The sequence below is a fragment of the Pseudomonas sp. XP2 genome (assembly GCF_053557975.1).
Map to the genome: position 1 here is coordinate 2,823 of NZ_JBNRIK010000018.1, position 12,544 is coordinate 15,366.

Below are 12,544 nucleotides of genomic sequence, written 5' to 3' on the forward strand. Positions count from 1 at the left end.
AAAGGGCCGGTATGGCTGGCCCATAAATTGCTGATCTCCCTTCATCCCGGGCTATCAACGTCGACAGCCCATAAAAACTCACGACAAAGGCGCCGTGTTGCCCCACTTGCTCAGCAAGGCGGGGCAGCCGGCGCCTTTTTGCGTTTTTCAACAGGAGCCCGCCCATGGCCAATAGCGAAGTACGCAGCGTCTGCCCCTATTGCGGCGTTGGCTGCGGCATCGTCATGAGCGTTGCCGATGGCAAAGTCGTCAAGGTCAGTGGCGACAAGCAGCACCCCAGCAACTTTGGCCGGCTGTGCACCAAAGGCCTGACCGCGCACCTGCCGCTGACGGCCGCCGGCCGCCTCGAAGACGCCTATGTGCGCCAGCAGCGCAGCCAGCAGCCGGCGCGCACTGGCATGGACCAGGCTATCGCCGACGCAGGCAAACGCCTGCGCGGCATCATTGACCAGCATGGCCCCGACGCTGTGGCGCTTTACGTGTCGGGGCAGATGTCGCTGGAAGCTCAATACCTGGCCAACAAGTTGGCCAAAGGCTTTATCCGTACCCGCCACATCGAGTCCAACTCGCGCCTGTGCATGGCCAGCGCCGGCAGTGGCTACAAGCTGTCGCTCGGCGCCGATGGCCCACCTGGCAGTTATCAGGACTTCGAGCACGCCGACGTGTTCCTGGTGATCGGCGCCAACATGGCCGACTGCCACCCGATCCTGTTCCTGCGCCTGCTCGACCGGGTCAAGGCCGGCGCCAGGCTGATCGTGGTCGACCCGCGGCGCAGCGCCACCGCCGACAAGGCCGACCTGTTCCTGCAGGTACGCCCCGGCACTGACATGGCCTTGCTCAACGGCCTGTTGCACCTGCTACACCGTAATGGCCACACCCACCGCGACTTCATTGCCCGCCACACCGAAGGCTGGGACGAACTGCCAGCCTTCCTCGATGACTACAGCCCGGAGCGCGTGGCGGCCATCACCGGGTTGGCCGTGGGCGACATCATCAAGGCCGCCGAATGGATCGGCAGTGCCAACGACTGGATGAGCTGCTGGACCATGGGCCTGAACCAAAGCATCCACGGTACCTGGCACAGCAACGCCATCTGCAACCTGCACCTGGCCACGGGCGCCATCTGCCGCCCCGGTAGCGGGCCGTTCTCGCTGACCGGCCAGCCCAACGCCATGGGCGGCCGTGAAATGGGCTACATGGGGCCCGGCTTGCCAGGCCAGCGCTCGGCGTTGGTGGAGGGCGACCGCGCGTTTGTCGAGCAGCAGTGGCAACTGGCACCCGGCAGCCTGCGCAGTGAAGGCGGCGAGGGCACGGTGGCACTGTTCGAGCAGATGAACGCGGGTGAAGTGAAAGCGTGCTGGATCATCTGCAGCAACCCGGTGGCCAGCGTCGCCAACCGTCAGCAGGTGATCGATGGCCTGTGCCAGGCCGAGTTGGTGATTACCCAGGATGCCTTCCTCGACACCGAAACCAACCGCTACGCCGACATCGTGCTGCCGGCCGCGCTGTGGGCCGAAGGCGAGGGTGTAATGATAAACAGCGAACGCAACCTTACCCTGATGCCGCGCGCCGTCGAGCCGCCCGGGCAAAGCCTGCCCGACTGGCAGATCATCGCCCGGGTGGCCTGCGCCATGGGCTACGCCGAAGCCTTCGACTACCCCGATGCCGAAGCGGTGTACGAAGAAATCCGCCATTTCCATAACCCCGCAACGGGCTACGATCTGCGCGGCATCGGTTACGCCGAGCTGCGCCGGCAACCACACCAGTGGCCTTGTGCACCCGGCCATGGCAGCGACCGCAGCCCATTGCGCTACCTGAACGACGGCAGCAGCCAGGCGCTGCTGCACGATGCCCAGGGCGATCGCCCGGCGCTGGCCTTTCCTACCGCCAGTGGCAAGGCGCGTTTCTTCGCCAGGCCCTGGTTGCCGGCAGCAGAATTGCCGGATGACGACTACCCCATGGTGCTGAACACCGGCCGTGTGCAGCACCAGTGGCACACCCTGACCAAGACCGGCAAGGTGCCGGCGCTGAACAAGCTGGAGCCTGGCCCTTTCGTCGAGGTCCACCCCGACGACGCCGCACGCTTGGGCATAGCTGAAAAAGACCAGGTCGCCATCCGCTCGCGGCGTGGGCAAGCCGTGCTACCGGTGCGAATCAGCGACCGGGTGCTGCCAGGCAACTGCTTTGCGCCGTTTCACTGGAACGACCTGGTCGGTGAGCAACTGGCAATCAATGCCGTGACCTGCGATGCGGTCGATCCACTGTCGCTACAGCCGGCTTTCAAATACTGCGCCGTCGCCCTGCAGCGGGTCGCCGGCGAGCGTATCGACGCCCTTGAGCTGCACACTGCCATTCTGGAGCCAGTCCGCATGCCCACTGCCACCCTGTCCCGTCTGCTTGGCCTGGACACCCTGCCAGCCCCGGTGCTGGCAGAAGAAGAGCGCCATTACCTGCAGGGTTTCCTGCTGGGCCTGGAGCAGGCCCGCGCCGAGGGCGTGCCTAGCCTGCCGGCCAGTGCGCCACTGGCCGGCAACCGTCGGCTGTTTATCGACGGCTTGCTGGCCGGGCTGTTCGCTCAGCCGGCGGCGCTGCCCGTTGCAGCGTTGGTGGCCCCACGGCACCAAGTGTTGTGGGCCTCGCAGACCGGTAACGGCGAGCTGCTGGCCGAGCGTTGTGCCGAACACCTGCGCGGTGCCGGCCTTGATGTGCAGCTCAGTTGCATGGAGGCGGTCAGCCCAAGCCAACTGCAGGGCGCGGCCAGCGTGGTGTTGATCACCAGCACCTTTGGCGATGGTGACGCGCCCGACAGCGCGGCGGCATTCTGGCAGGCCTTGCAGGGCGAGGAGGGCGCCTGTTGTGCCGAGCTGCCCTATGCCGTGCTGGCCTTGGGCGACTCCAGTTACGACCAGTTCTGCGGCTTTGGCCGCAAGCTTGACCAGCGCCTGGCCGAACTGGGTGGGCGTCGCCTGCTGCAACGGGTGGACTGCGAGCCGGACTTTGACGCAGCGTTCGCGGGGTGGCTAGAAGCCTTGCTGCCCACGCTGGGCAGTGCCGCTGCACCGCAGCCGGCGAGCCACCCCGTACCCATGCCGGCCTACAGCAAACAGCAACCCTGGGCTGCCACCTTGCTGGAAAACCACCTGCTCAACGGCCCCGGTGCCAGCAAGGAAACTCGGCAACTGGTGTTCGACCTGAGCGGTAGCGGCTTCAGGTATGCCCCCGGCGATGCCCTGGGCGTGTGGCCGCGCAATTGCCCGGCCCTGGTCGACGAACTGCTGGCGCTGATGCAGCTCGATGGCCAGACGCTGGTCGAGCTCAAGGGCCAGCCTGCCATGCCCCTGGCCGCAGCCCTGCAAACGCACCTGGAGATCGCCAAGGTCACCGGTCAGCAACTGCAGGCCTTCGCTGGCAGTAGCCCGGACCTGCAGCGCCTGCTGCGGCCGGAGTGCAAGGCCGAGCTGCAGGACTGGCTGCGCGGCCGGCAGTTGGCCGATGTGCTGCGCGCCTTTCCCCAACAGCTGCCGCTGGCCGACTGGCTTGGCCTGCTCAAGCCCTTGCAGCCGCGTCTTTACTCGATCAGCTCCAGCCCGTTGGCCCATCCGGGCCAGGTTCACCTGACCGTCTCCACCGTGCGTTACGGCGAGCGCAAGGGGGTGTGTTCGGCCTTCCTCGCCGACCGTGCGCAAGCGTTGAAGGTGGCCATTTTCCCGCAGGTATCTAAGCACTTCCGGTTGCCCGAGGACGACAGCGTGCCGGTGATCATGGTTGGCCCAGGTACCGGCGTTGCACCGTTCCGGGCGTTTCTTGAAGAACGGGAGGCGCGGGGCGCAAAAGGGCGGAATTGGCTGTTCTTTGGTGAGCAGTACGCCGCTACCGACTTCTATTACCGCGAACAGTTGCAGGCTTGGGAGAAAGCAGGGCACTTGCGGCTCGACACGGCGTTCTCGCGGGATCAGGCGCATAAGGTCTATGTGCAGCAGCGCATGCTCGAACAGGGCGCCCAGCTGTGGCAGTGGTTGGAGGCGGGGGCGTATTTCTATGTGTGTGGCGATGCGCAGCGCATGGCCAAGGATGTAGATGCGGCGTTGCGCACGGTTGTGGCTGAGCATGGCGGGATGGATGAGGCGCAGACGGCTGCCTATGTCGAAGGGTTGAGCAAGGCCAAGCGTTATCGGCGGGATGTGTACTGAGTGCACCGGGATGGGCTGATGTGCACCCCGGTTGTGCATTTTGATCGCCTGTGGGGCCCCTTCGCAGCACAAGGCTGCTCCTACAGGGATCGCGTGCTCCTGTAGGAGCAGCCTTGTGCTGCGAATAGGCCGGTACAGGCAAAGCAATTGGCACATTCCCTGCTTTAACTCCACTACAACAAGCCCCACTGATCAACGGCGATCAACCTGGGGGCACACCGTGATGAATACAGGCAAAGGCGCCTGGAGCTTCGGCTCCAGGCGCTTTTTTTTTGATCGAGGATCGGCTTATGAAGGCAACAGCGAACAGCGGGCAACGAGAGCGACTGGTCATGGTCGGCAACGGCATGGTCGGCCACCATTGCGTCGAACAACTGGTCAGCCGCGGCGCCCTGCAGCGCTTCGAGGTGCGGGTGTTCGGCGAAGAGCGCCAACGTGCCTACGACCGTGTGCACCTTTCCGAGTACTTCGGCGGCAGCTGTGCCGAGACCCTGGCCCTGTGCGAACACGAGTTCTACCCCGCCAACGGCGTGCACTTGCACCTCGGTGAGGCCGTGCTGGAAATCGACCGTGAGCGCTGCGAGGTCGTCACCGCCGAGGGGCGCTATGGCTACGACCAACTGGTCCTTGCCACCGGCTCCTACCCGTTCGTGCCGCCGATCGAAGGCTCCAGTGGCTATGCCCGCCTGGTCTACCGTACCCTCGACGACCTCGATGGCATTCGCGCCGCAGCCGCTGGTGCCCGCCGTGGCGTGGTGGTCGGTGGTGGCCTGCTGGGCCTGGAGGCCGCCAATGCGCTCAAGTCGCTAGGCCTGGAAGCCCACGTGGTGGAATTTGCCCCACGGCTGATGCCGGTTCAGCTGGACGGCGAGGGCGGTGCCGCGCTCAAGGCACAGATCGAAGCGCTGGGCGTTGGCGTGCACCTGTCGCGCGCCACCCAGTCGATCAGCACCGGTGAAGCATTCCGCTACCGCATGAACTTCGACGGTGGCGAGCACCTGGAAACCGACCTGATCGTGTTCTCCGCCGGTATCCGCCCACAGGATGCCCTGGGCCGTGGCTGCGGCCTGGATATCGCTGTGCGCGGTGGCGTGGTAATCGACAACCACTGCCGCAGCAGCGACCCGCGCATCTTCGCCATTGGCGAGTGCGCGTCCTGGAACGGCAGCGTGTTCGGCCTGGTCGCCCCCGGCTACAGCATGGCGCGCAACCTGGCCGCATTACTGATGGGGGAGGCGGCGGTAGCGTTCACCGGCGCGGACATGTCGACCAAACTCAAGCTGCTGGGCGTGGATGTCGGCTCGATCGGCGATGCCCATGGCGCCACCGCCGGTTCACGCAGCTACCGCTTCATCGACGAAGCCAACAGCGCCTACCGCCGGCTGGTGGTGGACGCCAGCGGCAAGCACGTGCTCGGCGCGGTGCTGGTCGGCGACAACACGTATTACGACACCCTCTTGCAGTACGCCCAGAACGGTATTGCCCTGCCAGCCGACCCTGCAGCGCTGATCCTGCCCCAAGGCGGTGGTGCACCGGCCCTTGGCGCCGATGCGCTGCCCGATAGCGCAACCATCTGCTCGTGCCACAACGTCAGCAAGGGCGCGGTGTGCGCGGCCATCGACAGCGGCTGCAGCGACCTTGCTGCGGTCAAAGGCTGCACCAAGGCCGCCAGCGGCTGTGGTGGTTGCGCGGCCTTGCTCAAGCAAGTGTTCGAGCACGAACTGACCGCCCGCGGCGTAGCGGTGGACAAAAGCCTGTGCGAGCATTTTGCCTACACCCGTCAGGAACTGTACGGGCTGGTGCGGGTGGAGGGCATCCGCACCTACAGCGAGCTGCTCGAACGCCACGGCAAGGGCCACGTTGGCTGTGACATCTGCAAGCCGGCGGTGGGCAACATCCTCGCCTCGTGCTGGAACCAGCCGATCATGGACCCCGCGCTGGTGCCGTTGCAGGATACCAACGACACCTTCATGGCCAACATGCAGAAGAACGGCACCTACTCGGTAGTGCCGCGCATTCCCGGGGGTGAAATCACCCCCGACAAGCTCATCGTCATCGGCCAGGTGGCCAAAAAATATGACCTGTACACCAAGATCACCGGCGGTCAGCGCATTGACCTGTTCGGTGCCCAGTTGCACGAACTGCCGCTGATCTGGGGCGAGCTGATCGACGCAGGCTTCGAAACCGGCCATGCCTACGGCAAGTCGACCCGCACGGTGAAATCCTGCGTGGGCAGCACCTGGTGCCGTTACGGCGTGCAGGACAGCGTTGCCATGGCCCTGCGCCTGGAAGACCGCTACAAGGGCCTGCGCAGCCCGCACAAGCTCAAGTTTGCAGTGTCGGGCTGCACCCGCGAATGCGCCGAGGCGCAGAGCAAGGACATCGGCGTGATCGCCACCGACAAGGGCTGGAACCTGTACGTGTGTGGCAACGGCGGTATGCGCCCACGGCATGCCGAACTGTTTGCCACCGACCTGGACGACGAAACCCTGGTGCGGCTGATCGACCGCGTGTTGATGTTTTACATCCGCACGGCCGACAAGCTGCAGCGCACCTCGGTGTGGCGCGAAAACCTGGATGGCGGGCTGGGCTACCTGAAGCAGGTGATCATCGACGACAGCCTGGGCCTGGCCAGCGAGCTGGAAGCGCAGATGCAGCATGTGGTCGACCAGTACGAGTGCGAATGGGCCAACGCGCTCAACGACCCGGAGAAGCTCAAGCGCTTTCGCACTTTCGTCAATGACCGGCGTGCCGACCCCGACGTGCACTTTGTGCGCGAACGCGAACAACGCCGGCCCGCTGCACCGCTGCACCTCATTGCTACTGTCGAGGAGGCTGTCTGATGAACCTGTCCAATGCTGCTGTGAAAACCCACGCGAACTGGCAAGCGGTGTGCCTGGCACAAGACCTGGTGCCCGACTCTGGGGTGGTAGTGTGGCTGGACGGGGCCCAAGTGGCGCTGTTCTACCTGCCGGGGCAGGCGCAGCCGCTGTATGCGGTGGACAACCGTGACCCGCGGTCCGGTGCCAACATCATCGGCCGCGGGCTGGTGGGCAGTGTGCAGGGCGAGCTGGTGGTCGCAGCGCCGTTGTACAAGCAGCATTTCAGCCTGCAGACCGGGGAGTGCCTGGAGGATGGCGGGCAGAGGTTGCGGGTGTGGCCGGTGCGCTTGAACGGTGAGGCTGTGGAGTTGGCGGTGGGCTGAGAGGTTGCGGGGGCTCGGCAGTTGTTCGCCGTTGCATTTTCGTCGCCTGGGAAATCGAGCGCCGCGCGGGCGGCGCTCGGTCTCCCAGGCGATGAAGATCCTGATGCGGTAAGCTTGAGGCCATGAACCTCGACACCCGCATCAAATACCGCCACCTGCTGTGCTTCCTGGAGATTGCCCGGCAGGGCAGCCTGGCCAGGGCTGCCGACGTGCTCGCCATCAGTCAGCCGGCCATCTCCAAGACCCTCAAGGAGCTCGAAGACCTGCTGGAAGCGCGCCTGTTCGCGCGTAGCCGGCAGGGCGTCGAGCTTACCCCGGCCGGGACCCGTTTCATGCGTTATGCCGGGCCCAGCGTGCAAGCCCTGCGCGATGGCGTCAGCAGCCTGCGCGGTGAAGCGCGGGCGCCGTCGCAGGTGCGTATTGGCGTGCTGTCGACGGTCGAGGGCCTGCTCATGCCCGAAGTGCTGTGCCGCATGCACCAGCGCCATGAAGCGCTGGTCATCAGCGTGGCCACCGGGGTCAGCGCGCAGCTGCTCGGTCAACTGCGCCTGGGCGAGCTGGAACTGGTGGTCGGGCGTATGACTGACAGCCCGCAGATCCAGGGGCTGTCGTTCGAACACCTGTACAGCGAGTCGATGAGCCTGGTGGTGCGCCCGGGCCACCCGCTGCTGGCCAGCACGCCCGTCGAGCGGGGGCAGGTCGGGCGTTACCCGCTCGTGCTGCCGCCCGCCGGGACCACCATCCGCCAGCACGCCGACAGCCTGTTTGTGCAATGCGGCATCCAGATGCCGGCGCAGCGCCTGGAGACCTTGTCGCTGGCTTTGAGCCGGCGTTATGTGCTGGGCAGTGATGGCCTGTGGGTGGCACCGCGCGATGCCGTGCTGCTCGACCTGCGCCGAGGCGAGCTGGTCGAGCTTGACCTGGGCGTGCGCGAGCCCGGCGGCTCGGTTGGCATCTGCCGCAATGCGGCCTTGCCGCAGAGCCTGCCGGGGCAGTGGGTATGCGAGGTGCTGCGTGAGGTGGCGGCGCAATATCGGGAGCAGTCGTATCCGTGAGCATCGTGGCCGTTGAGCGTTTCCAGCTGAGAAACGCTCGCACGGATCACCCCGGTAGCAATCACGTAGCCCGCAAGGAGACCGCGATCACACAAGGCACAGTGGAGCCTCGGTCCTCTTCGTCACGGCCACTGAGCAACAGGCGTTGGTTAGGTGTATCGAGGGCGATCGACCCCGTCGATGTATAGAAGCCGTCCTCGGGTAGATGAGCGCCGAACGTGCCATAACCGTGAGGAGGGACGAAGGTGGTGTCAAATTTGCCGTCCGAGGTGAAGCGAAAGGCAAGAGAGTGGGTGTAGAACATGCCATAGCCGACCAGGCCGCTCGCTACCTCGACGCCTGCGTACCAGCCTCCGGGGCGGTCGAATACCAAAACGTTGCCGTCATTGAACTCTTTGGCTGGCTTGCCGGAATAGTCGATGCGGTAAACAGTCGGGTGGCTGATATCTGCATCGAGGGAGTAAAGTTCGCCATAAAAACTGAAGCGTTGAGAGATGGCATCCACTGAAAAGCCATTGTTGATCACCCAAGGGTCCGACCAATGCTGGCCATGATCGCCAAAGGCATCATCCATTTTTCCGTCGAGGGTCAAGGCCGTAGTGACGCTGTACGCATCGCCGTTGCGCATCAGGTAAAGGGGTAGTAGCAGACGCTCCGGGCCAGAGGGGAGCGTGAAACTGGCAATACCATCGATGATGTGATCCTGGGCATTTGGAATCAGCTTGAGCACATCAAGGACGCCATCAGTCGCAAAACGCTTCCATAGCGCGCCTTCGAGGTCGAGCGCGATCACCACCGGTTCGAACATCTGAGGCCCGCGACGCAACCCGCTGGCGAAAATTCGATCTTTCGCCAGTGCCACGTGTTCAAGCAGCAGCTCTTCTTTGATCACATCACGAATATCTACGAATCCTTTGCCTTGGCCAAATGTGAGGTCCGGTTCCCCCGAGGCAGTCAATTTCCAGAGGTGACTTGTTGATTCACCCTCCACGCCCTCCACGCGGGCAATGATCAGCAAATTCCCTGCAGCATCTTCAACGAGGCCGCTCAGCCTGCTGTAGGCAGCTTTTGGTACCTGATTGAAATCGAAGACGCCATCGCCATGGAAGCCGCTATCCAACCCCCCGTGTTCATTCAAGCAAGCCACGAAGACCTTGAACTCATCGGTATTGGGGTTGCTACTCCTACCCATTACATAACTGCGCCCACGGCATGTCCTGCTATTGATGACCCCATTACTATCGGCGCGAGACCCAGTTGCCTTTTCGAAGATACATGCAAGCCCGCCGACGCCATAATGTTGATCGATCGGCGCCTTCGGCAATGGAGTAGATGATGGGGCCGGACCGGAGGGGAACAGGGTTGAACGGTTAGGCTTTCGTGAGGCGTTCATGACATTTCCTTTGAAAAGGGTACATGCAGAGCGCGCGGCCGCAATGGCGGGTCACTCAGATTTGGCAAATTACGTTGCCTGGTCATTGGAAAGCAGGCTCGAGTTCGGCGCTACTGGCAGAAATGTCAGGTTTTTCGGCTTGCTCGCTGAGCCTTTTGTTGTTTAAAAAGGCTGTTGGCTGCGAGGCGCTGTCGCTGCGAATGGTCAATACTGGCCATTGCCTCGGAAGATTGTGAAGAAGCGCACTGCCTACTGAACTTAGTCCGTGAAACCCGCTCCTATGCCGGTAGCCATTGGTCATGGCCGCCTGCTAAGCTCGCGGCTTTACCCTGATTGCCCTTATGGCGCATGAACAAGGAATTAGCATGAAACAGCATCGTTTGGCGGCTGCGGTTGCCCTGGTAGGCCTGGTACTGGCTGGCTGTGATCAACAGGCCAGCAGCCCCGAGCTGAAGACTCCGGCGCAGAAAGCCTCCTACGGTATCGGCCTGAACATGGGCAAGAGCCTGGCTCAGGAAGGCATGGAAGACCTTGATTCGAAATCGGTCGCTCTGGGCATCGAAGACGCGGTTGGCAAGAAAGAGCAACGCATCAAGGATGAAGAGCTGGTAGAGGCGTTCACCGCCTTGCAGAAACGTGCCGAAGAGCGTCTGGCCAAGGCCAGCGAAGAAGCCGCCTCGGCCGGCAAGAAGTTCCTCGAAGAAAACGCCAAGAAGCCTGGCGTGGTCACCACTGCCTCGGGCCTGCAGTACGAAGTGGTCAAGAAGGCCGATGGCCCGCAGCCCAAGCCGACCGACGTGGTCACTGTTCACTACGAAGGCAAGCTGATCGATGGCAAGGTGTTTGACAGCTCTGTGGAGCGTGGCAGCCCGATCGATCTGCCGGTCAGCGGTGTGATCCCGGGTTGGGTTGAAGGCCTGCAGTTGATGCACGTCGGCGAGAAGTACAAACTGTTCATCCCGGCTGAACTGGCTTACGGCGCACAAAGCCCAAGCCCGCTGATCCCGGCAAACTCGGTACTGGTGTTCGACCTGGAACTGATCGCCATCAAGGACCCGGCCCAACTGCAAGGTGCTGAGCCGGAAGCCGAGGCTCCAGCTGAAGCACCTGCCAAGTAACACTGGCTGGTGCTCGCCAAACGCCCCGTTCTGACGGGGCGTTTTCGTTTTTGGCGATTGGACGAACCTGCGACAACTGATACTGTCCGAGAAAATGCAGTGTGTAGATGTAGGATGTTTCTGACGCAAATCGTTTGCGGTCCGGCATCCACGGCTTGAAACGGCTGTGTAAAAAACGCCCGATCTGACCGTGGCCCTTGCCTGGCAGGCACCTGGGGTCAGAAACGTACCCCTGTTCACAAGGTTATCCACAATAAATGTGGATAACCTGTTCCGCCTGGAGGCTCCATGAGCGCACCTTGGAATTTTGCCCGTTTCCTGCCCTTGGCCGAGCGCCTGCTAAGCCGTGGCCGGCTGCCGGCCCTGCTGTTTGCAGTGGCCCGCAAAGGCCCGCGCCTCGGCCAGCTGCGTGAGGACGTGAAGCTGCTGCAGTCGCTGTGCCTGGCGTGGTGGCGCGGCGAGTATCGCGCCATTAGCCCCAAGGCGCTGGTCACCATTGTGGCCGGCTTGTTGTACTTCGTCAGCCCCATCGATGCCATCCCCGACTGGTTGCTGGGCGTGGGTTTTCTGGATGACATCGCCGTGCTGGGCTGGGTGTTGAAGACTGTGGCCGATGAACTGGCGCGCTTCAGGGCCTGGCGCGACAGCCAGGCACCCGAGCGGTTGCGCGTGGTCGAGCGCCTGCCAGCGACCCCGCAAGCGCTGGGCCTGGAGCGCAATACGCAGTGAAATCAGCCTGAATTGCTCCTCAACCGGACAGACCCCGGAGTTGGTAATATAATTGGCATAAGGGTTATGCCTACGGATTACATGCTGTAATCCTTTTTTAAGGGGTTTGTAATGGGTATTCAGGTCATCAGCCGGGACGGTCAACCCGAGTACGCCGTCGTTCCCTGGGAGCAGTACCAGGCACTGCTCAAGGCAGCAGGGCAGGCGCCTGCCGAGGCGGTTGCCACTGAAGATGCCGGCTCCGCTGCCGTGGCGCCCATGCCGGCGTTCAGTGAAGTAGGGCAGATCCGCCAGGCCAAGGGCATAGCCCCTGAGCAACTGGCGCGCAATGTCGGGGTGAGCCCGGCGTATCTGGCCATGATCGAGTCGGGCGAACGTCAGCCGGATGCTGCCATCCGACGCGCCTTGGCTTGGCACCTTGGGGTGGCTGGCTGGAGCGAGCCATCATGAGCCAGGTCAGGATCAGCCGTCAGCACTGGGAGAACCTGCTGGGCGAGCTCGACCTGGCCCGACGTCAACGTCACTTGCTGACCTACCGAGCGCTGATCGAGCGACTGCAATTGCCCAGCCCCGCCATGCAGACGCTGACTGCCGCGCTGGAGTACCTGGCAGTGCTGGATGCCCGTGCCGAGCAGCCGTTGCGCAGCTCGCTGGTAATCAGCCAGGGCGCCAGCCGTTTACCGCGCACCGGCTTTTTTGAATGTGTCGAACGGCTGGGGCGGTTTGCCGGGCCGGTCGATGGAATGGAGGCGGCCTCCTGGCATGCCTCCGAGGTGGCTCGGGTGTTCGAGTACAGCTACCCCGAAACCGCCTGATGGGGGCCTGTTCTGGCCCTGTCGCCGGCAAGCCCCCAC

9 protein-coding genes are annotated in these 12,544 nt (G+C 63.4%); 8 read left to right on the forward strand and 1 reads right to left on the reverse strand.

Features of this window, described 5'->3' with window-relative positions; all coding sequences use genetic code 11:
- Window positions 1-164: 164 nt before the first annotated feature.
- From ACK1VC_RS18845 to pcaQ, 4 genes are all read left to right on the forward strand, one after another.
- Entirely contained in the window at window positions 165-4,190 is a 4,026-nt protein-coding gene (locus ACK1VC_RS18845) for a bifunctional nitrate reductase/sulfite reductase flavoprotein subunit alpha (protein WP_191087348.1), read from the forward strand.
- Window positions 4,191-4,480: 290 nt separating this feature from the next.
- Entirely contained in the window at window positions 4,481-7,033 is a 2,553-nt protein-coding gene (gene nirB / locus ACK1VC_RS18850; protein ID WP_191087349.1) for a nitrite reductase large subunit NirB, read from the forward strand.
- Entirely contained in the window at window positions 7,033-7,395 is a 363-nt protein-coding gene (gene nirD / locus ACK1VC_RS18855; RefSeq protein WP_016485304.1) for a nitrite reductase small subunit NirD, read from the forward strand. Before nirB ends, nirD begins: the two co-directional genes overlap by 1 nt.
- A gap of 122 nt (window positions 7,396-7,517) precedes the next feature.
- On the forward strand, window positions 7,518-8,450 hold the full coding sequence (pcaQ, locus tag ACK1VC_RS18860) for a pca operon transcription factor PcaQ (protein WP_016485305.1): 933 nt from the start codon (window positions 7,518-7,520) through the stop codon (window positions 8,448-8,450).
- 61 nt (window positions 8,451-8,511) lie between these two features.
- Here the strand turns inward: pcaQ and ACK1VC_RS18865 are convergent, their stop codons facing one another.
- Window positions 8,512-9,843 carry a hypothetical protein gene (locus tag ACK1VC_RS18865; protein ID WP_224372447.1) on the reverse strand — a complete coding sequence of 444 codons (1,332 nt, stop codon included), beginning with the start codon at window positions 9,841-9,843 and terminating at the stop codon, window positions 8,512-8,514.
- 365 nt (window positions 9,844-10,208) lie between these two features.
- Here ACK1VC_RS18865 and ACK1VC_RS18870 point away from each other — a divergent pair, with 365 nt between their 5' ends.
- From ACK1VC_RS18870 to ACK1VC_RS18885, 4 genes are all read left to right on the forward strand, one after another.
- Complete coding sequence (locus ACK1VC_RS18870) at window positions 10,209-10,961, forward strand: FKBP-type peptidyl-prolyl cis-trans isomerase (protein ID WP_016485307.1); 753 nt, start codon at window positions 10,209-10,211, stop codon at window positions 10,959-10,961.
- Between the two features lie 288 nt (window positions 10,962-11,249).
- The gene (locus tag ACK1VC_RS18875; protein WP_016485308.1) at window positions 11,250-11,690 is read left to right on the forward strand and encodes a YkvA family protein; all 441 of its coding nucleotides are present in this window, start codon (window positions 11,250-11,252) and stop codon (window positions 11,688-11,690) included.
- A gap of 111 nt (window positions 11,691-11,801) precedes the next feature.
- Window positions 11,802-12,140, forward strand: coding sequence for a helix-turn-helix domain-containing protein (locus ACK1VC_RS18880; RefSeq protein WP_016485309.1), 339 nt, complete (start codon window positions 11,802-11,804; stop codon window positions 12,138-12,140).
- The gene (locus ACK1VC_RS18885) at window positions 12,137-12,505 is read left to right on the forward strand and encodes a hypothetical protein (RefSeq protein ID WP_016485310.1); all 369 of its coding nucleotides are present in this window, start codon (window positions 12,137-12,139) and stop codon (window positions 12,503-12,505) included. The genes ACK1VC_RS18880 and ACK1VC_RS18885 overlap by 4 nt, the downstream gene beginning before the upstream one ends.
- Window positions 12,506-12,544: the final 39 nt, after the last annotated feature.